General features: G+C 62.3%; 21 protein-coding genes. 10 read left to right on the forward strand and 11 right to left on the reverse strand.

What is annotated here, in order from left to right; genetic code table 11:
- Window positions 1-30 precede the first annotated feature (30 nt).
- The 3 genes from edd to zwf form a co-directional block, all read right to left on the reverse strand.
- Window positions 31-1,854, reverse strand: a complete 1,824-nt coding sequence (gene edd / locus NKI39_RS02495; RefSeq protein WP_352503602.1) for a phosphogluconate dehydratase — start codon at window positions 1,852-1,854, stop codon at window positions 31-33.
- A gap of 73 nt (window positions 1,855-1,927) precedes the next feature.
- On the reverse strand, window positions 1,928-2,641 hold the full coding sequence (gene pgl, locus NKI39_RS02500; RefSeq protein WP_352503603.1) for a 6-phosphogluconolactonase: 714 nt from the start codon (window positions 2,639-2,641) through the stop codon (window positions 1,928-1,930).
- Entirely contained in the window at window positions 2,623-4,092 is a 1,470-nt protein-coding gene (gene zwf, locus NKI39_RS02505; RefSeq protein WP_352472717.1) for a glucose-6-phosphate dehydrogenase, read from the reverse strand. The genes pgl and zwf overlap by 19 nt, the downstream gene beginning before the upstream one ends.
- Before the next feature lie 272 nt (window positions 4,093-4,364).
- On the opposite strand from zwf, the gene NKI39_RS02510 reads away from it, so the two are divergent.
- On the forward strand, window positions 4,365-5,111 hold the full coding sequence (locus NKI39_RS02510) for an SDR family oxidoreductase (RefSeq protein ID WP_352503604.1): 747 nt from the start codon (window positions 4,365-4,367) through the stop codon (window positions 5,109-5,111).
- Between the two features lie 63 nt (window positions 5,112-5,174).
- Here the strand turns inward: NKI39_RS02510 and NKI39_RS02515 are convergent, their stop codons facing one another.
- The 4 genes from NKI39_RS02515 to NKI39_RS02530 form a co-directional block, all read right to left on the reverse strand.
- A complete protein-coding gene (locus NKI39_RS02515; protein WP_352503605.1) occupies window positions 5,175-5,975 on the reverse strand; it encodes an SH3 domain-containing protein in 801 nt (266 codons plus the stop codon).
- Between the two features lie 259 nt (window positions 5,976-6,234).
- Window positions 6,235-7,521: an NAD(P)/FAD-dependent oxidoreductase gene (locus NKI39_RS02520; protein ID WP_352503606.1), complete on the reverse strand. Its 1,287-nt coding sequence runs from the start codon at window positions 7,519-7,521 to the stop codon at window positions 6,235-6,237.
- Window positions 7,522-7,554: 33 nt separating this feature from the next.
- Window positions 7,555-7,923, reverse strand: a complete 369-nt coding sequence (locus NKI39_RS02525; RefSeq protein ID WP_352502066.1) for a four helix bundle protein — start codon at window positions 7,921-7,923, stop codon at window positions 7,555-7,557.
- Between the two features lie 42 nt (window positions 7,924-7,965).
- Window positions 7,966-9,399, reverse strand: coding sequence for a glutamine synthetase family protein (locus NKI39_RS02530; protein WP_352457076.1), 1,434 nt, complete (start codon window positions 9,397-9,399; stop codon window positions 7,966-7,968).
- A gap of 169 nt (window positions 9,400-9,568) precedes the next feature.
- Between NKI39_RS02530 and NKI39_RS02535 the strand changes: the two genes are divergently transcribed.
- Window positions 9,569-10,285, forward strand: a complete 717-nt coding sequence (locus NKI39_RS02535; protein ID WP_352502067.1) for an HAD family hydrolase — start codon at window positions 9,569-9,571, stop codon at window positions 10,283-10,285.
- A 32-nt stretch (window positions 10,286-10,317) separates the two neighbouring features.
- On the opposite strand, the gene NKI39_RS02540 is transcribed toward NKI39_RS02535, so the two are convergent.
- Window positions 10,318-10,707: an ANTAR domain-containing protein gene (locus NKI39_RS02540; RefSeq protein WP_352502068.1), complete on the reverse strand. Its 390-nt coding sequence runs from the start codon at window positions 10,705-10,707 to the stop codon at window positions 10,318-10,320.
- A gap of 359 nt (window positions 10,708-11,066) precedes the next feature.
- Between NKI39_RS02540 and NKI39_RS02545 the strand changes: the two genes are divergently transcribed.
- Window positions 11,067-11,600, forward strand: a complete 534-nt coding sequence (locus NKI39_RS02545; RefSeq protein WP_352502069.1) for a RidA family protein — start codon at window positions 11,067-11,069, stop codon at window positions 11,598-11,600.
- A gap of 65 nt (window positions 11,601-11,665) precedes the next feature.
- On the opposite strand, the gene NKI39_RS02550 is transcribed toward NKI39_RS02545, so the two are convergent.
- Together NKI39_RS02550 and aceA are read right to left on the reverse strand one after the other, a co-directional pair.
- Window positions 11,666-11,908 (reverse strand): SMc00767 family acetate metabolism repressor, encoded by a 243-nt coding sequence (locus tag NKI39_RS02550; protein WP_023719402.1) that lies wholly within the window; start codon window positions 11,906-11,908, stop codon window positions 11,666-11,668.
- Between the two features lie 78 nt (window positions 11,909-11,986).
- Window positions 11,987-13,276, reverse strand: coding sequence for an isocitrate lyase (gene aceA / locus NKI39_RS02555; RefSeq protein ID WP_352502070.1), 1,290 nt, complete (start codon window positions 13,274-13,276; stop codon window positions 11,987-11,989).
- A 238-nt stretch (window positions 13,277-13,514) separates the two neighbouring features.
- Here aceA and NKI39_RS02560 point away from each other — a divergent pair, with 238 nt between their 5' ends.
- The 7 genes from NKI39_RS02560 (at window position 13,515) to NKI39_RS02590 (ending at window position 21,654) form a co-directional block, all read left to right on the forward strand.
- A complete protein-coding gene (locus NKI39_RS02560; protein ID WP_352830555.1) occupies window positions 13,515-14,966 on the forward strand; it encodes a helix-turn-helix domain-containing protein in 1,452 nt (483 codons plus the stop codon).
- A gap of 196 nt (window positions 14,967-15,162) precedes the next feature.
- Window positions 15,163-16,062, forward strand: a complete 900-nt coding sequence (locus NKI39_RS02565; RefSeq protein ID WP_352502072.1) for a DUF2167 domain-containing protein — start codon at window positions 15,163-15,165, stop codon at window positions 16,060-16,062.
- 182 nt (window positions 16,063-16,244) lie between these two features.
- Window positions 16,245-17,198 carry a DMT family transporter gene (locus tag NKI39_RS02570; RefSeq protein WP_023677450.1) on the forward strand — a complete coding sequence of 318 codons (954 nt, stop codon included), beginning with the start codon at window positions 16,245-16,247 and terminating at the stop codon, window positions 17,196-17,198.
- A gap of 352 nt (window positions 17,199-17,550) precedes the next feature.
- Window positions 17,551-18,648 carry a polyamine ABC transporter substrate-binding protein gene (locus NKI39_RS02575; RefSeq protein WP_352472707.1) on the forward strand — a complete coding sequence of 366 codons (1,098 nt, stop codon included), beginning with the start codon at window positions 17,551-17,553 and terminating at the stop codon, window positions 18,646-18,648.
- Window positions 18,649-18,721: 73 nt separating this feature from the next.
- A complete protein-coding gene (locus NKI39_RS02580) occupies window positions 18,722-19,861 on the forward strand; it encodes an ABC transporter ATP-binding protein (protein WP_023677452.1) in 1,140 nt (379 codons plus the stop codon).
- Between the two features lie 9 nt (window positions 19,862-19,870).
- Entirely contained in the window at window positions 19,871-20,839 is a 969-nt protein-coding gene (locus NKI39_RS02585) for an ABC transporter permease subunit (RefSeq protein WP_352502073.1), read from the forward strand.
- On the forward strand, window positions 20,836-21,654 hold the full coding sequence (locus NKI39_RS02590) for an ABC transporter permease (protein WP_352773952.1): 819 nt from the start codon (window positions 20,836-20,838) through the stop codon (window positions 21,652-21,654). The genes NKI39_RS02585 and NKI39_RS02590 overlap by 4 nt, the downstream gene beginning before the upstream one ends.
- A 15-nt stretch (window positions 21,655-21,669) precedes the next feature.
- Here the strand turns inward: NKI39_RS02590 and NKI39_RS02595 are convergent, their stop codons facing one another.
- Window positions 21,670-23,520 carry an AsmA family protein gene (locus tag NKI39_RS02595; protein ID WP_352472706.1) on the reverse strand — a complete coding sequence of 617 codons (1,851 nt, stop codon included), beginning with the start codon at window positions 23,518-23,520 and terminating at the stop codon, window positions 21,670-21,672.
- Between the last annotated feature and the right edge of the window lie 133 nt (window positions 23,521-23,653).

Below are 23,653 nucleotides of genomic sequence, written 5' to 3' on the forward strand. Positions count from 1 at the left end.
ATTAGCCGCTCTTCCTTATTGCCGAAAAAATCACGCCGTACCGAAGGCGCTGGCGCCATGGTCGGCGCGTCCCACCAACTGCCGGAACCCGGCGAAAAGCTCGCGGCCGAAGCCGAATTCATTGCCTATGAGGTCGCTGTCCGCGGGCCGGCGCAGGGCGAAATCGCCGGCTGGCACCAGTACCTCCAGCGTCCCGGCCTCGGCGTCGAGCCTGATGATATCGCCGTCATGGATCCTGGCGATAGGCCCGTCCTCCGCCGCCTCCGGCGTTACGTGGATCGCCGCCGGCACCTTGCCTGAAGCGCCCGACATGCGGCCGTCGGTAACCAACGCCACATGCTGGCCGCGGTCCTGCAGGATGCCAAGCACGGTGGTCAGCCTGTGCAATTCCGGCATGCCGTTGGCCTTCGGTCCCTGGAACCGAATGACGGCGATGAAGTCGCCGGTCAGCGCCCCCGCCTTGAACGCCTCGTTCAGGCCTTGCTGGCTGTCGAACACTTTGGCCGGCGCCTCGATGACGCGCCGCTCCGGCTTGACCGCCGATGTCTTGATGACGGCGTGGCCGAGATTGCCCGAAAGCACTTTCAGACCGCCGCTCGGCTGGAACGCCTTCTTGAACGGTGCCAGCACCTTCTCGTCCCCGCTCTCGCGCGGCGAAGCCTCGCGCACGACGCCGCCGTCGGCGCCGAGCCTGGCCTCGACCGCGTAGGGGCGCAGCCCTTCGCCCCACACCGTCTGCACATCCTCGTGCAGGATGCCTGCGTCGAGCAGTTCGCGGATCAGGAAGCCGAGCCCGCCGGCGGCGTGGAAGTGGTTCACATCGGCAAGGCCGTTCGGATAGACTCGCGCCAGCAGCGGCACGGCTTCCGAGATGTCGGAAATATCCTGCCAGGTAATGGCGATGCCGCCCGCCGCTGCCATGGCGATCAGGTGGATGGTGTGGTTGGTCGAACCGCCGGTGGCGTGCAGGCCGACGATACCGTTGACGATCGAGCGCTCGTCGATCATCCGCCCGACCGGCGTGTAGGCGTTGCCGAGCGCGGTGATCGCCAGCGCCCGCTTCGTCGCCTCCCTGGTCAGTGCGTCGCGCAACGGCGTGCCGGGATTGACGAAGGAAGCGCCAGGCGTGTGCAGGCCCATGATCTCCATCAGCATCTGGTTGGAATTGGCGGTACCGTAGAAAGTGCAGGTTCCCGGCCCGTGATAGGATTTTGATTCCGCTTCGAGCAGTTCGGCCCGTCCCGCCTTGCCCTCGGCATAGAGCTGGCGGATCTTGGCTTTTTCGTCGTTCGGAATGCCGGTCGTCATCGGCCCGGCCGGGATGAAGACCGCCGGCAGATGGCCGAAGGTCAGCGCCGCGATCACCAGTCCCGGCACGATCTTGTCGCAGACGCCGAGATAGACGGCGGCATCGAACATGTTGTGCGACAGGCCGATTGCCGCGGCCATGGCGATCACGTCGCGCGAGAACAGCGACAGCTCCATTCCGGGCTGGCCCTGGGTGACGCCGTCGCACATCGCCGGCACGCCGCCGGCCACCTGGGCGATGCCGCCGGCCTCGCGCGCCGCATCCTTGATCAGCCTCGGAAACGTCTCGAAAGGCTGATGCGCCGACAGCATGTCGTTATAGGAGGTGATAATGCCGAGATTCGGCACCCGGTCGCCGCCAAGCGCCACCTTTTCGGAAGGGCTGCAGACGGCAAAGCCATGGGCCAGGTTGCCGCAGGACAGCACGGCCCGGTTGGCGGTGCGGTTCGAGGCTTCGGCGATGCGGCCGAGATAGGCCTCGCGACCGGGCTTGGAGCGCTCACGGATGCGCTGGGTGATGGCTTCGATATCGCGTCTTGCGGTCATGGCGGTCGGTCCTTTCAGGCGAGGTCCCGCAAACACCTTCCGGCTGTTGCCGGGACCTGCAGCCAAGTTGAGATCAGGGTGCCCAGAAAACCTCTACGGGCTTTTGAGTGGCATCGAGCACGGCGCGAATGGGCTTTCGTGTTCCAGTTCCAAGCGCGGCCTCGAATGCGCTGCGTTTTTCCGCGCCCTCGATATGCAGCGCGATGAAGGCGGCTTTGATGATCCGCGCCAGTGACAGCGTCAGCCGTGGCTCGCCGGCGCTTGCCGCATAAACCGGAAGCACGACCCTTTGCGACGACGGATCGAGCAATCTTGCCAGGTTCTCGGCATCCGGAAAGAACGAGGCGGTGTGGCCATCAGTTCCCATGCCGAGCACAACGACGTCGAGTGGCCAGGGCAGCACTTGCAGCGCCTCGCTGTCGGAGACCGCTGCACCCTCGATACTTGCCGCGGCGTGGTAGAGCGGCACGAAATTCGCGGCGGCGGCCGCGTTCTGCAGCAGGTTGGCGGCAACCAGGCCGGCATTGGAGCGCGGCGATGAGGGCGGCACGAAGCGCTCGTCGACCAATGTTATCGTCACCTTTTCCCAGGCGATCGGAACGGTCGAAAGCGCCGCGAAGAATTTCGCCGGCGTCGTGCCGCCCGAGACCGCAAGCAGCGCCGTGCCGCGCTCGGCGATCGCCTTTGACAGACGGCCGGCGACGTGGCCGGCAAGCGCTGTGGCCAACTCCTGGCGTCCGGCAAATTCGTGCCAGTTGTAGGCGCCGCCTAATTGCTCTCGTGCCATGTCCGCCCGTCGCGTTCGATCAGCGCAATCGAGGCCGAGGGGCCCCATGTGCCGGCGGTGTAGCCTTGCGCCTCTTGCCTGCCGCTTTCCCAGGCGTCCTGGATCGGGTCGATCCATTTCCACGCCGCCTCGACCTCGTCGCGGCGCATGAACAGCGTCTGGTTGCCACGGATGACGTCCATGATCAGCCGCTCATAGGCATCGGGGGCGCGGCCGTCGAAGGATTGCGCAAAACTCATGTCGAGCGGAATCTGGCGCAGCCGCATGCCGCCCGGCCCCGGATCCTTGATCATGATGAACTGCTTTACGCCCTCGTCGGGCTGCAGCCTGATGACCAGCTGGTTGGCGGAGATCGGCCCGGCGCTCTCGCCGAAGATCGAATGCGGGATCGGCTTGAATTCGATGACGATCTCCGAAACGCGCGTCGCCAGCCGCTTGCCGGTTCGGAGGTAGAACGGCACGCCCGCCCAGCGCCAGTTGCCGATCTCGGCCTTGAGCGCAACGAAAGTCTCGGTGTTGCTGTTCTTGCCGAGTTCCTCGACATAGCCTTTCACCGGCCCGCCGGCCGAGGCGCCGGCACGATACTGCCCGCGCACCGTGTGCTTCGGCGCTTCGTTGCCGTTGATGCGCTTCAGCGCCCGCAGCACCTTCAGCTTTTCGTCACGGACGGCATCGGCGTCCATCGACGACGGCGCCTCCATCGCGACCAGGCAGAGCAGCTGCAGCATGTGGTTCTGCACCATGTCGCGCAATGCGCCGGCCTTGTCGTAATAGGTGACGCGGTCTTCCAGGCCGACAGTCTCGGCCACGGTGATCTGCACATGATCGACATTGGCGGAATTCCAAAGCGGCTCGTAGAGCGCGTTGGCAAAACGCAGCGCCATCAAATTCTGGACCGTCTCCTTGCCGAGATAGTGGTCGATGCGGAAAATCTGGCTTTCATGGAAGTCGTCGCCGACCAGGTCGTTGAGCGCGCGCGCCGAAGCGAGATCGCGGCCGATCGGCTTTTCCAGCACGATGCGCGAATTCGGCGTGATCAGCCCGTGCTCCTTCAGCTTGTGCGAGATGTCGCCGAACAGCGCCGGCGCCACAGCCAGATAGAAAGCGCGGATGTGTTCGCTGTCGCCGATCGCCTTCTTCAGCCTGTCGAAGCCGGCACCTGTGGTTGCATCTGCCGGGATATAGGAGAGCCGCGCGAGGAACGTCTTCAGTTCCGTGGCGTCGATATCCTCCGGTTTCACATGATCGGCAATCGCCTGCCTGGCGAACGACTGGAATTCCTCGTCGGTCATCTTCGAACGCGATGTGCCGATGATGCGCGTCGGCTCGGAAAACTGGTGGTCGCGCTGCCGGTGGTACAGCGACGGCAGAAGCTTACGTTCCGAGAGGTCGCCGGTGCCGCCGAAAATGATGAAGTCGAAAGGGTCGACGGGAATGATCTGGCTGGTCATGGTCTGTCCGCTGTGACGCCGGTCGCGATAACGCGGCTGATATAATCTAATCGATTTAAACTTGCCAGTGCCATTGCGTCACATCCGCGTGTGCTCTTGACACCGGCGCTGGCCGGAGGCTTGTCGGCAAGCGATGCTTCCGGAGCCTTCGCAGTTGCAGCATAGAGCCGGATGGCAGCGAAAGCCAAAGGAGAAATCGTCGATGGACGCACATCTTTCGATGGCCTGGCCAAACGCGTCATCGATCGCTTTCAACGATGAGTGAGAAAAGCATGCGCCTCAAAAATAAGGTCGCAATCATCACTGGCGCTGCCTCGGGCTTTGGCGAGGGCATGGCCAGGCGCTTTGCCGAGGAGGGCGCGCGGGTAGTCGTCGCCGATCTGAACGCCAAGGGCGCAGAGCGCGTTGCCGGCGAGATCGGCGAAAAGGCGATCTGGACCCAGACCGACGTCTCGCTGCGGTCCGAATTCGACGACATGGTCAATGCCGCAATGAGCGCCTTCGGCCGCATCGACATCATGGTCAACAACGCGGGTTACACCCATCGCAACGGTGACATGCTGGAAGTCGACGAAGCGACCTTCGACCTGATCACATCAGTCAACATGAAGGCGATCTACCACGCAGCGCTTGCAGTGGTGCCGGTCATGGAACGGCAAGGCGGTGGCGTCATCCTGACGACGGCCTCCACGGCCGGTATCAGGCCGCGGCCTGGCCTCACCTGGTACAATGCATCGAAGGGCTGGGCGATCACCGCGACCAAATCGATGGCGGTGGAACTCGCGCCGAAGAACATCCGCGTCAACTGCCTCTGCCCAGTTGCCGGCGAGACCGGCATGCTCGCGAAATTCATGGGCGCCGACACACTCGAGATCCGCGAGAAGTTCCGCGCGTCGATCCCGCTCGGCCGGCTTTCGACGCCGCTCGACATAGCCAATGCCGCGCTTTGGCTTGCTTCGGACGAAGCGGCTTTCATCACTGGCGTGGCGCTGGAAGTCGACGGCGGACGTTGTATTTGAACGGCCGGGGCCTCCGGCGAAGGACTGGCTGATGGCGAGCGACCCGCAATCGCTCTGCCGGCCCTACGCCCCGGTTTTGACGTAGCTCTTGTAAATCCAGCCGCGCTTGCCGTTGTAGACGATCTGGCACCATTGCTTGCAGCTCATCACCTGCACCGAGGTCTTGGCCGGCACGGTGAGAATGGCGGCTGCATTCTTTTTTGGGGCGGTGCGCATGGTGACGGATCTCAGGATGCGTCCGGTACCGGCAGTATTGGCTCTTCCGGAATTTGCCTTGGTGCTATTGTCGTCTTCGCTCGAAGTCTGCGTCGGCAGTTGCGGCTTGGGCGTGGGGATGGCGGCGGTCTGCGCGCCATCGGGCCCGCTGTTTTTCGTTGAGCTGCCGGGAGCCGCGACTTTGGCAAACAATGCCGCAGCGTCGGGTTTTGCTGCCGGGTCGGCGAATGCCACCGAAGCAGACGATTTATCGGTCGCCTGCTCGGTCTGGCTTGCCAGCTGGTCGGATGCTGCCGTGGCGGCGGCCGATGCCGTCTTTGGCCCTGTCCAGCGCGGATCGTTGGGAGCCAGCGCTGGTATCTCGGCTTCCGCTGCGGCCACCGCTGGGGAAACCGCATCTGCCTTGCCCGTCGTCCGCGGCGCCGCAGCAACCTTGGCAGGCATGATCTTCGTCGTCTTGACCGGGATGGTCGGAACGATCTGCTCAGGACTTGCGGCCGCTTGTCGCTCATTTGCCGGCAATGCCAGCCACAGTGCCACCGCGGCAACGCCGAGCAGTGCGACCGTGCCAAGCGCGGCTATCACCAGATGCGCGTTCGACCGGACCCCGTGCCAGAACGTCGGCCGCATATCGTAACCGAATTGCATCGCAAGGCGCCGTCGTTCCGGCGCGCCGAAACTGAAGGGCTCTCTCACACTTGCCACCTCCATTTGCGGGCCGATGTTCTTACGACCCATGCCGGAGAGCCGGCATTTCGATCGGCATCGGTCCCAAACCAAAAGCGGGCAGGCCCGCAAAAATTCCCCATTCAGCTGCCCACGAGCATCATCTTTCGCCCGCGATTGTGGCATCACTGCGCCCTTGGCGGGAATTCTGCGCCCTGGTTAAGGATTCTGCAACGTCTGGTTAGATCCTGTCCCGCAACGCGTACCAGTTGAGCGCAAGGAAGAGCAGTGGCGCGCGCAAACGCCGGCCGCCGGGGAAGGGTGGAATTTTCAGGTCCTCGATCAGCTTCAGCCGGTCGCGGTTGCCGGCGACCGTCTCGGCATAAAGCTTGCCGAAAAAGTTCGACAGCATGACGCCGTGGCCGGAATAGCCGCCGATCGAGGTCACATTGGGCATCACTTCGCGCACGAACGGCTTTCTCGGCACGGTGATGCCGACATAGCCGCCCCAGCCATGAGTGATCTCGACGTCCTTCAGTGCCGGATAGATCTCGGCAATCTGCCGGCGGATGTGGATGTGGATGTCCTTGGGATCGTTGACCGCATAGATCTCGCGCCCGCCAAACAGCAGCCGCCCATCCTTCGATTTGCGGAAATAGCGCACGACGAAGCGCGAATCGTCGACCGCCTCGCCACCCGGCAACACTTTGGAATCGGCTCCCAGCGGCACCGTCGCGCCGATGAAGGAGCCGATCGGCATAATATGCGCGGCACTCACCGGTTCGAGCGTGCCGCCATAGGCGTTGACCCCGATCAGGCATTTAGCGGCGGTGATCGTGCCCTTCGGCGTCACAACCCTGACCTTGCCGCCGCCGGAGGTGATGCCGGTCGACGGCGTCTGCTCGAAAAGCTTTGCGCCGGCCTCTGCCGCGACTTTCGCGGTGCCGATCACCAGCTTCAGCGGATGGACATGGCCGGTGCCGGTGTCGCGGGTGCCGCCGAAATAATGCGTCGAGCCCAGCCGCTCGGCTGTCTCCGCGGCATCCATGAATGAGATGTGCGGATAGCCGAAACGGCTCGCCATGATCTCGGCATGCGCCTTGTAGTCGTCGACATAGCGCTTCTTGTGCGCCACCGACATCTGGCCGGGCATATAGTCGATCTCGATCTGGTGCATCGCGGCAAAGTCGAGCAGATGCGCCTTGGCCTCTTCGGCCAGGTCGAACAGTGCCTTGGCGCGGGAAAAGCCGTATTCCGCTTCCAGTTCCTCTGCCCAGGCCCGTTGTCCGGTGCCGAGCTGGCCACCATTGCGGCCCGATGCGCCGTCACCGAAACGATGCGTTTCGATAAGCACGACATCCGCGCCTGTCGTGGCGAGATGAGCCGCCGCCGACAGGCCGGTAAAGCCGCCGCCGACAATCACCACATCGCATGTCCGGTCGCCGTCGAGCGCCGGATATTCGGGCCTTGGCCCGGCCGTGTCTTCGTACCAGGAGCGGCCGGGGGAGATTGGGGATTGGTAAGTCATGATGCTCGGCTAGGGCAGTAGGGCAGTAGGTGTCTATTCAGCCGACAGCTTGCGGATCAGAAGCCGCAAGAGCTTTCCTACGCTCTCGCTGTGGGGCATCAATGACTCGACCGCCTCGCGAGAGGTAATTCCAACCCTTTGCGCGATTAAAAGGTGTGTCTCCAGTTCCTTGAGTGATCCCTGGGCGATCCTGAGAAACTGCTGGTAGGAAGCTCGGCTTTCTCGGCCGTAACCCTCGGCGATGTTGGCGGGCACCGACGTTGCTGCCCGACGCACCTGACCCGTCAGCCCGTAGATCTCGTCTTTCGGCCAAGTCCTTGTCACCTGGTAGATTGCAACTGTTAGGTCCATGGCTTGCTGCCAAACGATCAGATCCCTGTACGATGCGATCTTGTCCGTCATCCTTGCCCTACTGCCATATTGCCCTACTCCCCTACTCCCCTACTACACATTCAGCAGCAAATACTCCCTCTCCCACGGGCTGATCACTTCCATGAAGGTTTCGAATTCCGCTCGCTTGATCGCCGCATAGGTGGCGGCAAATGACTTGCCGAGCAGCGCGCCGAGTTCTTCGTCTGCCTCGAACAGGTCGACGGCTTCGAGCAGGCTGCGCGGCAGGTCGATCTGGTCCTCGTTGGCGGTCGTCAGAACCGGCGGCTCGGCCTTGATCTTGTTGGTCATGCCGATCAGTCCGCAGGCAAGCGATGCCGCCAGCGCCAGATAGGGGTTGGCATCGGAGGAGGGAATGCGGTTTTCGACGCGCCGCGCCGCCGGGTCGGAGCGGGGCACGCGGAAGGCGGTGGTGCGGTTGTCGTAGCCCCATTTGTTGTTGACCGGCGCCGAGGCCGACTGCGTCAGCCGCCGGTAGGAATTGACGTAAGGCGCAAACATCACCAGCGCGTTCGGCACATGTTTCTGCATGCCGCCGATGAAATGGAAGAAGGCCTCGGTCTCCGAGCCGTCCTCCGCCGAAAAGACGTTCTTGCCGGTCTTCTTGTCGATGATCGACTGATGGATATGCATGGCCGAACCGGGCTGCCCTTGGATCGGCTTGGCCATAAACGTGGCGTAGATCTCGTGCTTGAGCGCCGCCTCGCGGATGGTTCGCTTGAACATGAACACCTGGTCGGCGAGCTCGATCGGATCGCCGTGACGCAGATTGATTTCGAGCTGGCCGGCGCCCTCCTCGTGGATCAGCGTGTCGATCTCCAGGCCCTGGCTTTCGGAGAAATGGTAGATGTCGTCGATCAATTCGTCGAATTCGTTAACCCCGGCGATCGAATAGCCGGCGCCGCCGCCGATCGGCCGCCCCGATCGACCTACCGGCGGGGTCAGCGGATAGTCCGGATCGGGGTTCTTGCGCACCAGGTAGAACTCGATCTCGGGTGCCACGACCGGCCTCAGTCCACGCTTGTCATAGGCGGCAAGCACGCGCTTCAGCACGTTGCGCGGCGTGAACTCGACCGAGCGGCCGTCCTGATGGACGAGGTCGCAGATAACCGCCGCAGTAGGGTCCTCCTCCCACGGCACCACCGTCAGCGTCGAGAGGTCAGGCATCAGCTTGAGGTCGCCGTCGTCCTCCGGATAGTGGAAGCCGTTGCCGTCCTCCGGATAGCCGCCGGAAATCGTTGTCATGAACACCGCCGAAGGCAGCGCCAGCGAGGTGTTGGAGGTGAACTTCTTCGATGGCATCATCTTGCCGCGCGCAACCCCGGCCTGGTCGGGTGTGATGCATTCGATATCTTCGATGCCGCGCCATTCCAGCCAGGCGCTGACTTCCTTCCAGTTCTTGACGCCACGTTGGTTTTTCACGAAGGCAGGCGTGCGGGCGCGTCCTCCGCGGCTCGACGGACGGACTTCCTTTTTTGCAGGCGGCATCAATCACCAGATTTGTTGCAGATTGTGGAGTATAGCCGTTGCCGGCGACGAAAGGGAAGGGGAGCCGGCTGGCGTCCGCCTCGACTAGCCGGGGAAACACAACGACTTCCGGATAAAAACATCCTGGTCTAGGGTCGGCGTCCCGCAACGCCGCAATTGAAGACGTCGAATGCAACACAGCCGCAAACTGACAACGATCGGCTTCGATGCCGACGACACGCTGTGGCAGAACGAACAGTTCTTCCGCGTGACCGAGAAGCGCTTTGCCGCACTGCTCGCCGATCACGCCGAGGAGGACCGGATTTCAGCAAGATTGCTGGAGGCCGAGAAGCGCAACCTCGCGGTCTACGGCTTCGGCATCAAGGGGTTCACGCTGTCGATGATCGAGACGGCGATCGAGGTCACCGAAGGCCAGGTGCCTGCCTCAACCATTGCTGAAATTCTCGCCGCGGGCCGCGAGATGCTCAGCCATCCGATCGAGCCGCTTCCCCATGCGCGCGAGACCGTGGAAAAGCTGGCCGGCGCTTACCGCCTGGTGCTGATCACCAAGGGTGACCTGTTCGACCAGGAACGCAAGCTCGCGCAATCCGGCCTTGGCGAGCTGTTTGATGCCGTCGAGATCGTCAGCGACAAGAGCGCGGCCACCTATACCCGCATCTTCAGCCGCCACGGCGACGGCCCGGAAAAGGGCATGATGGTCGGCAACTCGCTCAAGTCGGACGTCGTGCCGGCCATCGAAGCCGGCAGTTGGGGCATCCACGTTCCGCATGAGCTCACCTGGGTGCTGGAACATGTCGAGCCGCCGGTCTCGGCACCGCGCTTTCGCCAGATAGCCAATCTCGGTGAACTGCCGGGCTTGATCGAGCATATTGGCGAGATTGATTGATCAGGTCTGCAGCCGAGGCATCGCGGTAGGCGTCAGGTGCGGCCGACCCCGACCAGCCGGTCGATCACCGGCTGCAGCCGTTCGGTGGTGATCGGCTTGACGACCACTGCATCGATGACGCTGGACAGGCCCAGGCTCTCCGGCGTGCCGGTCTTGACGGAAAGCAGGATCACCGACGGAAGCGATCTGCCTGACGCCCTTCGCAGTGCATCGATACCCGACAGCAAGGCGTCGCAGTCCCCATTCTCCGCACCGCCGTCGAGAACGACAGTGCCGGGAATCAGCGCATGCAAGGCTTTTGCCGCGGTTTCGGGAGTTTCCGAGATCGGTTTGAGGCCGGACCGCTCGACGATCTTTGAAACCACGACGCGGTTGATCGGTGATTTTCCGACCACCAGCACCCGCGAGAAATCCGGGAGCATCCGCGTCTCCATGTCCCGGCTGACGAAAGGCAGCTGTTTTGCAGTCTCGATGTCGCGATTCGCAGGGCACATGGCGGGGCAGGCCGTTGTTCAATGTTTCAATGCAGGGTTGAAACTCGAGAGGTAATTGGCGTGAGATCACTGCTCATGTCAAGCTCAAATGGCGTATCAGGAGAATATCGCAAGAAACATTAAAATTAAAATTAAATGCTTTTCTTTGCCGCCGCTCGAAAGGAGAAGTCGCCACCACAACCGGGCAGGCTCAGCTAAGTTTGGCTGTGCAGCGCGAACGCGTCAACTAGCAGCTATAGCCAGATTGACGAAAGGTTGGATGAAGTCGAGGCAAGTCTGTCGCGAGCTTGTCGCATCGCCTCGCCGGACTACCCTTCCTCGTTGGCTACACACGTCTCTTTGATCGACGGGAGATGACAATGGAACTCGTGACTCACAAGAAATTCAAAAATGGCCGGTTGATGCCATGGGGAAAGGGTACGGTCGTTACCGGCGCAAAGGGGTTTGTCTACCTTTCCGGAAACACCGCGACGGCCGAGGACTACGATCCGATCGGCAAAAGCGGCGGCGGCGCGGTCGGCGGTGCGGCCGCGCAGTGGCGCGCAATTCTCACCAACATCAAATCAGATCTGGAAGAGCTTGGCACTGCGCTCGAGCATCTCATCCGGCTGACCTTCTTTGTTAAGGGGCCATTTCCCGATGGCGGCGTTCTGAGCTCTCCCAATTTTCGCCTGGACGTCTTGGACGAATTCTTTGCCGAGCACTGCCCGAAGCACTGCAGCTACAACAACCCGCCGCCCTCGGAAGTTATCGGCGTTGCAGCACTTGCGCAGCCTGATCTTGTCATTGAAATCGTTGCACTAGCGGCTCTGCCGGACTAGGCAGAGCCGCGGCGTGCGGGGTGCGATAACATGCGCTCAAAAAAGGCGCGGTGCGGTAGAATTCATCAGTCGTGGCTCCGTTGCGTGACGATGACCGGGATCAGCAGATCGCCCCAGTTGCCATCGCCGCCATGGTGCCGTGCCGAGCGCACCAGTTCGACCGAGACGCCGGCCTCGACCGCCTTCATTACCGACTGATTGAGCCTGTGCAGATCGTTCGCCAGCATGCGGATGGTCGCCTGCTGGTCGACATTCATGCTGGTGGCCTGCTCTTCGGCCCGTTCCTTGACGCGGCTTATCGATGCCATTGGTCTTCTCCCTGTGTTGCCTTGCCTGTTGTGTTGCCATGCCCGCTTGGGCGTTCCCTCTGTTTGTCTGCTGTTCCGCTATTCCGCCGCCGGCCTGAATTGGGCGTGCTCGGTCGATCCATGCATGGCCGTGGTCGAAGACTGGCCACCGGTGATCGCCATTGAGACGGCGTCGAAATAGCCGGTGCCGACCTCGCGCTGGTGCTTGGTGGCGGTGTAGCCATTGGCTTCCGCGGCGAATTCCGCCTCCTGCAGTTCCGAATAGGCTGCCATCTGCCGCTCCCTGTAGCCGCGGGCGAGCTCGAACATGCCGAAATTGAGCTGGTGGAAACCGGCCAGCGTAATGAACTGGAACTTGTAACCCATGGCGCCGAGTTCCTTCTGGAACTTCGCTATCGTCGCATCGTCGAGATTCTTCTTCCAGTTGAAAGACGGCGAGCAATTATAGGCAAGCAGCTTGCCTGGATGATGCTTGCGCACACCCTCGGCAAACGTCCTGGCCTGCGCCAGATCTGGCTTGGAAGTCTCACACCAGATCAGGTCCGCATAGGGCGCATAGGCGACGGCGCGGGCGATGCAGGGCTCGATGCCGTTGCTGACATGGTAGAAGCCCTCCGCAGTGCGGCCGGCGCCATAATCGACGAAAGGCCGGTCGCGTTCGTCGATGTCGGAGGTCAAGAGCTTCGCCGCTTCAGCGTCGGTGCGCGCCACGACCAGCGTCGGCGTGCCCATGACGTCGGCGGCAAGGCGCGCCGCGTTGAGGTTGCGGATGTGTGCGGCGGTCGGGATCAGTACCTTGCCGCCGAGATGGCCGCATTTCTTCTCCGAAGCCAGCTGGTCCTCGTAATGGACGCCGGCCGCACCCGCCTCGATGAACGCCTTCATGATCTCGAAGGCGTTGAGCGGCCCGCCGAAGCCGGCTTCCGCGTCGGCGACGATCGGCGCGAACCAGGTGTCGACCGACAGCCCGTTGCCTTCCGAAGTCTCGATCTGGTCGGCGCGCTGTAAGGTGCGGTTTATGCGCTTGACCAGTTCGGGCGCGGCATTTGCGGGATAAAGCGACTGGTCCGGGTACATGGCGGAAGCGGTGTTGGCATCGGCGGCGACCTGCCATCCTGACAGATAGATCGCTTTCAGCCCGGCCCGCACCTGCTGCATCGCCTGGTTGCCCGACATGGCACCCAGCGCGTTGACGAAATCCTCTTCATGGATGAGCTGCCACAGCCGGTTTGCCCCCATTTCGGCGAGGCTCTGCCGGATCTGCACCGAGCCGCGCAGCCGCTTCACGTCGTCCGGCGAATAGGGCCTTTCGATGCCATCAAAGCGGCCTTGCGGCGCCGACGGGACGAGGTTGTAAAAGTCGGTCATTGATCACTCCAGGCGGTTTTGATGCCGGTTTAGGAAGGCGTCGCAGAGGGAAAATATGTGCGCCATATGTGTGACACCATTTACACGTCGGCACGACGCAAGCGAGGCAAACCTCCTGATCAGTCATAAAATAAGGGAAAACCTGTGTTGTGTTTGACTGATGAGAGCTGTAAATCTGTCATGATTGTAAAGACAGCCATGCCATCGGCGGATGTAAATTTCTGTCAAGGAAACTCGATTGGCCGACCACAAAATCTTTGCCGGGCCGCGCATTCGTCGCATCCGCAACGCCAAGGGGCTGACCCAGACGGCGATGGCCGAAGGGCTCGGCATCTCGCCGTCCTATCTCAATCTCATCGAGCGCAACCAGCGGCCGCTGACGGTGCAACTGATCCTGAGGCTGGCAACCGTCTACAAGGTCGACCCACATGAATTGCAGGGCGAGGCGAGGGGGTCGGTCGCCGATTTGAAGGAAGTGTTTTCAGATCCGTTGCTGGCCGGCGAACTGCCGGGCGACCAGGAACTCATCGAGCTTGCCGAGGCGGCGCCCAACGCTTCCACCGCTGTCATAAAGCTGTTTCGCGCCTATCGCGAGCAGGCCGAGCGATTGTCGGATATCAACGAGCTGCTCGCGCGTGAGGGCAAGGCCACCGCCCTCTCCGGTGCCAGGCTGCCGATCGACGAGGTGCATGAGATTTTCGAACGCCGGCCGAACCATTTTGCCGCGCTCGAAGAGGAAGCCGAGGCATTCACGTCGGTGCTCGATCCCGGCGACGATCTGTTCAGTGCGTTGAAGGCTTGGCTGCGGCGTGAATTCGGCATCGTCGTCAAGGTACTGCCGGTCGCCACGATGCCCAACTGGCGGCGTCGCTATGACCGTCACTCGCAGCGCCTGTTCCTGTCCGAGCGGCTGTCGCCATTCGATCAACTGCGCGAGGTGGCGATGGAGGCCTGCCTGATCCGCATGAGCGTCGCTGTAGCTGCCGAGATCCAGGTGCTGAAGCTGACCACGGACGAAGCCCGCCGGCTGGCGCGTTTCGAGCTCGGCCGCTATGCCGCGCACGCGCTGATGATGCCCTATCAGCCTTTTCGCGCCGCTGCGGTCCGTGCCCGCTATGACATCGACATGTTGCGGTCGCGCTTCGGCGTCTCTTTCGAGCAGGCGGCGAACCGGCTGACCACGCTGCAGCGGCCGGGTGCGTCGGGTGTGCCGTTCTTCATGCTCGAGGTCGACAGTGCCGGCAATCGGTTCCGCAAGGCGGGCAGCCACGGCTTTCCGCAAAGCCGCTTCGGCGGCGGCTGTCCGAAGCTGCCGGTCCATGCCGCCTTCGCCCAGCCCGGCCAGATCCTGGTCGAGGCAGTGGAAATGCCCGACGGTGCGGCGTTCCTCTGCATGGCCCGCACGCTCGAAGGGCCGCAGGGCTCGTTTGCCGAGCGCCCGCGGCTCACGGCGCTGTTGCTCGGCTGCGACATCGGTTTTCGCGACGAGGTCGTCTATGGAGCGGCATTGCCGGGGCCGGCCGCCATCGGCAAGACCGGACAGAGCGCCGCTGCGCTGGCGACGCCGGTCGGCCCTGCCTGCCGGCTGTGCGAACGCATCGGCTGCCTCGCCCGCGCCGAGCCACCCGTTACACGTCCGCTCGGCCTCGACGAGATGGTCACGGGACTGTCGGCGTTCGATTTCCAGTGATTCGGCTCCAGCAATATTGCGGCTGAATCTTCGACCAAAGGACCTCATCTGTTCCTGCGGCGGCAACCAGTAAGCTGGTTCGCGGTTGCCGGCCAAAATATTGGTTCAGCCAAAATATTGATTCAGCCGAATATTGATTCAGCATTGACGGTACGGTATCAAAAAAAAGAACTGCGCAACGGTCGGGGGATCAATCATGGGCAGGACAGTTTTTTGGCTTGGCTTGGCGCTCGCGTTTTCGGCCGATCCCGCATTGGCTGAAAAGGCCTCGGATTTCTTCAATTCCTATCAACACTACAATGATGCCGGCAAGGCGTTCCTGGACAAGATCGATCCGAAGACCGGCGCGATAAATCTTGCCGAAGGCATCCATCTCGACCTCAAGGACAAGTTCTATTTTCTGGACAAGAAGGACACGCTCTCCGTCCTCACCGAAGCCTGGGGCAATCCGCCCGACTCTGGTTCCGATGCCCTCGGCATGATCTTTCCAGTCTCCCATGATCCCATTGCCGACAACAATTGGGGGATAGAGCTGCGCTGGGAAAAGATCGGTTACGTCGACGACAGCGACGCCGCGTCCATCGATTACAATGAACTGCTGCGCAACATGCAGTCAGACACTCTGTCCGGCAACGATCAGAGGGTAAAGGATGGCTATGCGCCCATTACGCTGATCGGCTGGGCGTCGCCGCCGGTTTATGACGCGGCCCACAAGCGCCTGCACTGGGCCAAGGAGCTGCAATTTGGCAACGATGCCGCCCATACGCTCAACTACGACGTCCGTTTCCTTGGCAGGGAGGGCGTCTTCGTGATGAGCTATATCGCGACGGTGGAACAATTGCCGGAGATAAGGCAAAGCCTGGATGAGGTGCTTGGCCTCGCGGACTTCAATACCGGCAAGACATACGCCGATTTCGTGCCGGGCGTCGATACGGTTGCGGCGATTGGCGTCGGTGGCCTGATTGCCGGCAAGCTGGCGGCGAAAGCAGGTTTTCTGGTCGTGGCGCTGATCGCGCTGAAAAAGTTTGGCCTGCTCCTGCTGGTTCCGCTGGCCGGTCTCTGGCGTTTTATCCGCGGCAACAAGAGCACCTCGTAACGCATCATCGACAAGTCGCCTCGGATCATCGCCGGGCGAGGGGCGAGGCGCCCTCATCAGTGCGCCAAACGGAACATCGAACTGGATCACGCCCGGCCTTCTGCTTTGCGTTACGCGAATGAGGCACGTCTCTGTCGTCCATTGCACATCGTGCTGCTCCGAATTCGCCGACAGTCATACCCATGACCGATACCGCATCATCTCCGGTTGCCGCTTCGCCGATCGTGTCGCCGCAAGGCGAACGCGTCGGCTTCCTGCTGGTATTCCTGTCGGCGTTGATGTGGAGCTTCGGCGGCAGCATTGCGCGCTTCATCGACAACGCCGACAGCTGGACGGTGGTGTTCTGGCGCTCGGTCTGGGCCGCCGCCTTCCTGCTCTGCTTCATGGTCTGGCGCGATGGCTGGCGTGGCACGCTGAAGCTGTTTCGCGGCATGGGCCTGGCCGGCCTTGCGGTGGCGTTCTGCTTCGCCACGGCGTCGACCTCTTTCGTCGTGGCGCTTGCCTATACCACCGTCGCCAACATCCTGTTGATGCAGGCCGGCGTGCCGCTTCTGGCGGCGCTGTTTGCCTGGGCGCTGTTTCGCGAACGGGTGGCGGTGGCGACCTGGGTGGCGATCGCCGCCGTTATTGTCGGCGTCGCCATCATGGTGTCGGAATCGCTCGATGGCGCGGTGTCGCCAATCGGCGACGGGCTGGCGCTGCTCATCGCTGTCATGTTCTCGATCGCCACCGTCATCACGCGCCGCTTTGCCCATGTGCGCATGACGCCGGCGACCTGCCTCGGCACGATGCTGGCGGCCGCCTTTGCGGCATCGCAGGCGTCGGCGCTGGGCGTCTCCAGCCACGATATGGGCTTCCTCTTTGCCTTTGGCGTGATCAATCTGGGACTCGGTCTCGCCTTCTTCGCCACCGGAGCCCGGCTTGTTCCGGCCGCCGTCGCGGCGCTGCTCGGCACGTTCGAACCGATCCTTGGCCCGATCTGGGTCTGGCTCATTCATTCCGAGGTGCCGTCGGCGCGTACCATCGTCGGCGGTGCCGTCGTCGTCACCGCGCTCCTCGTCCATATCGGGCTCGAGTTCAAGCGCCAGACGCGGCCCGCGCGAGCGGGCGTCACCGGTGTGCCGTCACCTAATTGATGCAGTGCGCGCGTCAAAGCGAGATGAACCATTGACAACGTCGCAGCCGCGCGGGCAGGCTGCGATCACGGCAACAACAAGACAGGCGTATCTTGCCAAGTCTCCATGCCGGCCGCATCGAGGCCGGACAATATCGTCGTCTCCCTGCCCGCGCCGTAGCGAAAGCTTCCGACGGCGTCGGAACACCACCAACGCCACGCCAGGTCTTCGCTGTCGGCTCGCCGCCGAACGATAATGGCGCCGGCAATTCGCGCTTGTCGCCTGCCTGCAAGCCCAATACCTTGAAGCAAATGCCCAGCCGCGCGGACGCCGCGACGAGCTGGCGACGGAACACTCATCAAAGGAGAATAGCATGACCCGCAAAGCGCTCTGGCTTTCGGCGACTTCGGCGTTTCTGGCAGTTTTTACCTTTGGCGCGCATGCCGAGGATCGCGTCGTCAACGTCTTCAACTGGTCGGACTATATCGACAGTTCGATCATCGACGACTTCACCAAGGAAACCGGCATCAAGGTCGTCTACGACACTTTCGATTCCAACGAGATCCTGGAAACGAAACTGCTCGCCGGCGGCAGCGGCTACGATGTCGTCGTGCCCAGCGGCAATTTCCTTGCACGCCAGATCCAGGCGGGTGTGTTCCAGAAGCTCGACAAGTCGAAACTGCCGAACATTTCAAATATGTGGGACACGGTCATGGAACGGACCGCCAAATATGATCCCGGCAACGAATATTCGATCAACTACATGTGGGGTACGGTCGGCATCGGCTACAACATCAAGAAGGTGCAGGCAGCGCTCGGCACCGACAAGATCGACAGCTGGGACGTGTTCTTCAATCCCGAAAGCCTGGCCAAATTGAAGGACTGCGGCGTCTATGTACTGGATTCGCCGGCCGACATCATACCGGCGGCACTGAAATATCTGGGCCTCGATCCGAACAGCACGTCGCCCGATGAGATTGCCAAGGCCGAAGAAACCTTGCTGAAGGTCCGGCCCTATATCCGCAAGTTCCACTCCTCCGAATACATCAACGCCCTGGCCAATGGCGACATCTGCCTGGCGGTCGGCTGGTCGGGTGACGTCTTCCAGGCCCGCAACCGCGCGGACGAAGCCAAGCAGGGTGTCGAGATCGGCTACTCGGTGCCGAAGGAAGGTGCCCAGATGTGGTTCGACCAGATGGCGATCCCGGCCGGTGCAGCGCATGTCGCCGAAGCGCATGAGTTCCTGAACTACATGATGAAGCCCGAAGTGATCGCCAAATCGTCGAACTATGTGCTCTATGCCAACGGCAACAAGGCTTCGCAGCAGTTCATTGACAAGGCGATCCTGGAAGATCCGGCGATCTATCCGGATGCAGCCACCTTGCAGAAGCTCTACACCGTATCGCCTTACGATCCCAAGACCCAGCGCATCATCACCCGCACCTGGACCAAGATCGTCACCGGCCAATAGCAATCTGACCAGGCTCCGGCAGCCGTTGCCGGAGCCGCTTTCTCATGGGGCAAGCAGCAGGACGGAGTGGGACATGAAATCGCTTGGCAGCATCCGCAGGGATTTTGCGCCATGGAACGATCCGAACGCCAAGCCATACATCCAGTTCGACAACGTCACCAAGAAATTCGGTGAGTTCACAGCGGTCAACAACCTGTCGCTGACCATTTTCGAACGCGAATTCTTTGCCTTGCTGGGGGCCTCAGGCTGCGGGAAATCGACACTGCTCAGGATGCTTGCGGGCTTCGAGGAGCCGACCGCCGGCCGCATCCTGCTCGACGGCCAGGATCTGCGCGGCATTCCGCCCTACCGGCGGCCGGTCAACATGATGTTCCAGTCCTACGCCTTGTTTCCGCACATGACGGTCGAGAACAATATCGCCTTCGGCCTCAAGCAGGAAGGCATGGCCAAGGCCGACATCGACAAGCGCGTCGCCGAGATGCTGAAGCTGGTCAAGCTCGAGCAGTTCGCCAAGCGCAAACCGCACCAATTGTCGGGCGGCCAGCGCCAGCGCGTCGCACTCGCGCGCTCGGTGGCAAAGCGGCCGAAAGTCCTGCTGCTCGACGAGCCGCTTGGCGCGCTGGACAAGAAGCTGCGCGAGGAGACCCAGTTCGAGCTGATGGACCTGCAGCAGAACCTCGGCCTCACCTTCGTCGTCGTCACCCATGATCAGGAAGAGGCGATGACGATGGCCGACCGCATCGCCATCATCGACAAGGGCGAGGTGATGCAGGTGGCGACGCCGGCCGAGGTCTACGAAGCGCCGGGTTCCCGCTTCGTCGCCGGCTTCGTCGGCAATGTGAATATGTTCGACGGCAAGATCGCGGCTGGCGAGGCCGGCAGCGCGAGCATCGATGCCGGCAACGGCATCACCATCCGGACCGAAAATGCCGGCAGTGCCGCCGCCGGAACATCCGTCACCTTCGCCATCAGGCCGGAGAAGATCAAGGTGTCCTCCACGAAGCCGGCCGGTGCCGTCAACGCCATCGAAGGCGAGGTCTACGACATAGCCTATCTCGGCGACATGACCGTCTATCACGTCAGGCTGGACGACGGTCAGGTGGTGCGGGCGAGCACCATGAACGCGGCACGCCTCACCGAGGACCCATTGACCTGGAACGACCGCGCCTGGGTTTCTTTCCGCCCCGACGCCGGCGTCGTCCTGACACGGTAGGGACTGATCATGTCCGCTGTCACCGCCGCAACAAGCTCTCCGGCAAGCGCTGCCGGCAAATCCGCCTTGGTCAGGCTGGGAGCCGCCTTCGTTAGCCAGCTCGTCATCATCATCCCCTACCTCTGGCTGCTGTTCTTCTTTCTCGTGCCTTTCATCATCGTCTTCAAGATTTCGCTGTCGCAGACTGCGATCGCCATGCCGCCCTACACGCCGGTGCTCGATTTCCGCAGCGGCATTTCCGGGTTTATCTCGGAATTCGGCGCGCTCAATTTCGACAACTATACCTGGCTGACGCAGGATGCGCTTTACTTCAATGCCTATGTGACGAGCGTCATCGTCGCCGCCATCTCGACGGTCCTGACATTGCTGGTCGGCTATCCCATAGCCTATGGCATGGCGCGCGCCCCAGCGACGATTCGCCCGACCTTGCTGATGCTGGTGATCCTGCCGTTCTGGACCTCGTTCCTGATCCGTGTCTACGCCTGGATCGGCATCCTTAAGCCCGAGGGCCTGCTCAACCAGCTGCTGCTCGCCACCGGCATCATCAGCCAACCGCTGATCATCCTCAACACCTATACGGCGATCTTCATCGGCATCGTCTACTCCTATCTGCCGTTCATGGTGCTGCCGCTCTATTCGTCCTTGGAGAAGATGGACCATTCTCTGATCGAGGCCGCCAAGGATCTCGGCTGTCCGCCGACCAGCGCCTTTTGGAAGATCACCTTCCCCCTGTCGCTGCCCGGCGTCATCGCTGGCTGCCTGCTGGTGTTCATTCCCGCCGTCGGCGAGTTCGTCATTCCCGACCTGCTCGGCGGCTCGCAGACGCTGATGATCGGCAGAACGCTGTGGAACGAGTTCTTCGCCAACCGTGACTGGCCGGTGTCGTCCGCGGTTGCCGTCATCTTGCTGCTGCTGCTGATCGTGCCGATCATGCTCTTCCAGCGAGCCCAGGCGCGCGCCCAGGAGCAGGACCAATGAACGCGACCTGGAGCCGCTTTAATATTACCTCGATCGTGCTCGGCTTTGCCTTTCTTTACCTGCCGATCGTCCTGCTCGTCGTGTTCTCGTTCAACGAATCGAAGCTGGTCACCGTCTGGGGTGGCTTCTCGACGAAATGGTACGTGTCGCTGTTCCACAACCGGGGTCTGATGGACGCCACCTGGGTGACGGCCCGCGTCGGCGTCATCTCGGCAAGCGTGGCGACCGTGCTCGGCACGCTGGCGGCGCTCACCTTGACACGCTACACGCGCTTTCGCGGCCGGCTTCTGTTTTCCGGCATGGTGTTTGCGCCGCTGGTCATGCCGGAAGTCATCACCGGCCTGTCGCTGCTGCTGCTCTTCGTCGCCGTCGGCCTCGACCGCGGCTTTCTGACGGTGACGCTTGCCCACACCACGCTGACCATGTGCTTCGTCGCGGTGGTGGTTCAGTCGCGCCTGATCACTTTCGATCGTTCGCTGGAAGAGGCCGCGATGGACCTCGGTGCGCCACCGGTGAAGACCTTCTTCCAGATCACGCTGCCGGTCATCATGCCGGCTATCGTCTCCGGCTGGATGCTGGCCTTCACGCTGTCGCTCGACGATTTGGTTATTGCCAGCTTCACCTCGGGACCCGGCGCCACGACGCTGCCGATGAAGATCTACAGCCAGGTCCGCCTTGGCGTGACGCCGGAAATCAACGCAGCCTGCACCATCTTGATCGCGGTCGTCGCAGTTGGCGTGATCATCGCTTCGCTCGCAAACAAACGCCGCGAGGTGCAGCGCCAGCGCGACGAGCAGGCCGCGCAGCGCGGTTGAAGCTGCTGCTGCTGCTTACTCTCCCGAAACGCCGCGGCTTATCGGCGAGATGAACGGCGTGCTCCACGTTCCGCCGACGAAGAAGGACGACTGATTGGGTCCCTGGCCGTTCGTCTGCGTGGCAGCCTGGCTCGGCTGGACGATGCCGCCGGACAGCGCCAGCCCGCGTCCGGCATAGGATGCGATGCCGGAAAGCCAGATCTTGTATTGCGCGGAATTCACCTCGGCCTTGTCGATGCGCGCCACGCCGTTCGAAATGCTCGCCTTGAGCTCGGCCCCGTCGATCGGCAGCGTTCCGTCCGAGACGTCGTCCAGCGCGAAGAATCCGCCCTGTTCGGTGTGCTTGAGGAACGCCGGCAGGTTAAGCCGGCTCAGCGCACCCGCGCCGAACGTCGCCGACAGCGAGCCATTGGCGTTTTCAAAAATCGAGTCCCAGGTTCTGCCAGGCCCCTTGAGGATGACCGAAACGGTTCCAGTGCCGATCGGCACCAGCCGTGTCATCCCGGCCGCGGTGCCGAAAGCGCCGCCGTCGATATCGGAAGCAAGCAGCCGGATCTCGACTTCCGTGCCGGCGGGCTTGCGGTCGAAACGGACGCTGCTCTGGACGTTGCCGCCAAAGGCGGATGCATCCGAGATGTCGAAGACGGCAAGGCCGTTCTTGACCTGGGCAGTGGCAGCGACGTCGGCAAGCTGGATGGCGCCGGCGGTGGCATGCGCCGCCGACAGCCTGAGATCGAGATTGATCCGGTCGGCGAAGCTCGTATCGATTTCGCCCGGGCCGGTGCCGCCGGCGGATGGTACCGGCGTAAAGGCGGAGAGAAATGATCTGAGGTCGAGCGTATCGAAGGCAAGTGTGCCGGAGATCACCGGCAGTGCCTCACCATAGGTGAAGTCCAGCGCACCCATTCCCGGGTTGTTGTCGAGGGTCAGGGCCGTGTTTTCAAATTTGACGCGCCCGGCCGTTGCCGTGATCTTGCTTGAAACCGAGATCGAGCCGATTGCGGCACCGGGCGCGATGCCGGCCTGCGACCATTCGAGCACGCGTCGGAGCGAAGGTGCGGCGAATTTCGCCTGGCCGTCGAAATAGCCGTTCTCCGACATGCTGGCGCGGCCGTCGAACGAAAAACTGGCCGGTGCCGCCTTGAAGGAAAATGTGGCCGGTGCTGTGCCGCCACCAAACAGCACGAGCGGGTTCGGCGATGCGGCGTCGATGGCAACGCTTTCGCCGCGCCATATCCCGGTCGCCGACAGCGTCGCATTGCTGTTCATCGCGGCCCAGTTCGCCTGGCCGCTCAGGCTGCTCAATATCTCCTGGTCCTTGCCGCCGATGGCAGCCACTACGCGGCCGTCCCTGAACTCGACTGTGCCGAACGGATCTGTCGGCAGCTTGCCGAGATCCGGCTTGGCGGGATTTGTGTTGATCACCGCGCGGGCAGCATCGATCGAACGCGTAATGCGCCCGCCGCTAGGAATCGCAGGTAGGAAAAACCCGCTCGCGGTACGCTGAACCCGGATCGTCGGTCGTACCAGCCGCGCCGTCGAAAACACCACATCGCCACGCAGCGCCGCCATCGCTGAGAGGTCGACCTCGACCCGTTCGGCCTCGACCACGGGCGGCGCATCCGTCTCTGTCCATTGCGACAGCGTCACGTCGCTCAGGATCGCCCGGAAATTCGGCCAGACCTCGATGCGCGGCGCGCCGTCGATGGTGACCCGGAAACCGCTCCAGGCGCTCATTTCCCACGCGATACGGTCGCGTACGATGCGGGTCGAGGCGATCAACGGCAAGGCTGCGACAACCAGCGCGATGACGATGACGGCTGCGCCGATCGCCCATATTCCGCGTCGGATCAAAGGTGATGGCATATCGCCCCGTATGCTTCCATTCCGACAAAATCGCCCGACGGGTGTAACCGACGGCTGACGCATTTCAAGTCTTTATGGCCCGGCGATGGCATTTGCGCACACCCTGACCGGCGCGGTCCAACAAAATCTTGCT

Origin of the sequence: Mesorhizobium sp. M0664, from assembly GCF_040320565.1 — a bacterium.
In the GTDB taxonomy this organism is placed as follows: Bacteria; Pseudomonadota; Alphaproteobacteria; order Rhizobiales; family Rhizobiaceae; genus Mesorhizobium.

Bases quoted from the DNA above. Each gene is read 5' to 3' on its own strand.
- edd (WP_352503602.1), bottom strand. From the start codon at position 1,854: ATGACCGCAAGACGCGATATCGAAGCCATCACCCAGCGCATCCGTGAG.
- pgl (WP_352503603.1), bottom strand. From the start codon at position 2,641: ATGGCACGAGAGCAATTAGGCGGCGCCTACAACTGGCACGAATTTGCC.
- zwf (WP_352472717.1), bottom strand. From the start codon at position 4,092: ATGACCAGCCAGATCATTCCCGTCGACCCTTTCGACTTCATCATTTTC.
- NKI39_RS02510 (WP_352503604.1), top strand. From the start codon at position 4,365: ATGCGCCTCAAAAATAAGGTCGCAATCATCACTGGCGCTGCCTCGGGC.
- NKI39_RS02515 (WP_352503605.1), bottom strand. From the start codon at position 5,975: ATGCAATTCGGTTACGATATGCGGCCGACGTTCTGGCACGGGGTCCGG.
- NKI39_RS02520 (WP_352503606.1), bottom strand. From the start codon at position 7,521: ATGACTTACCAATCCCCAATCTCCCCCGGCCGCTCCTGGTACGAAGAC.
- NKI39_RS02525 (WP_352502066.1), bottom strand. From the start codon at position 7,923: ATGACGGACAAGATCGCATCGTACAGGGATCTGATCGTTTGGCAGCAA.
- NKI39_RS02530 (WP_352457076.1), bottom strand. From the start codon at position 9,399: ATGCCGCCTGCAAAAAAGGAAGTCCGTCCGTCGAGCCGCGGAGGACGC.
- NKI39_RS02535 (WP_352502067.1), top strand. From the start codon at position 9,569: ATGCAACACAGCCGCAAACTGACAACGATCGGCTTCGATGCCGACGAC.
- NKI39_RS02540 (WP_352502068.1), bottom strand. From the start codon at position 10,707: ATGCTCCCGGATTTCTCGCGGGTGCTGGTGGTCGGAAAATCACCGATC.
- NKI39_RS02550 (WP_023719402.1), bottom strand. From the start codon at position 11,908: ATGGCATCGATAAGCCGCGTCAAGGAACGGGCCGAAGAGCAGGCCACC.
- aceA (WP_352502070.1), bottom strand. From the start codon at position 13,276: ATGACCGACTTTTACAACCTCGTCCCGTCGGCGCCGCAAGGCCGCTTT.
- NKI39_RS02565 (WP_352502072.1), top strand. From the start codon at position 15,163: ATGGGCAGGACAGTTTTTTGGCTTGGCTTGGCGCTCGCGTTTTCGGCC.
- NKI39_RS02570 (WP_023677450.1), top strand. From the start codon at position 16,245: ATGACCGATACCGCATCATCTCCGGTTGCCGCTTCGCCGATCGTGTCG.
- NKI39_RS02575 (WP_352472707.1), top strand. From the start codon at position 17,551: ATGACCCGCAAAGCGCTCTGGCTTTCGGCGACTTCGGCGTTTCTGGCA.
- NKI39_RS02580 (WP_023677452.1), top strand. From the start codon at position 18,722: ATGAAATCGCTTGGCAGCATCCGCAGGGATTTTGCGCCATGGAACGAT.
- NKI39_RS02585 (WP_352502073.1), top strand. From the start codon at position 19,871: ATGTCCGCTGTCACCGCCGCAACAAGCTCTCCGGCAAGCGCTGCCGGC.
- NKI39_RS02590 (WP_352773952.1), top strand. From the start codon at position 20,836: ATGAACGCGACCTGGAGCCGCTTTAATATTACCTCGATCGTGCTCGGC.
- NKI39_RS02595 (WP_352472706.1), bottom strand. From the start codon at position 23,520: ATGCCATCACCTTTGATCCGACGCGGAATATGGGCGATCGGCGCAGCC.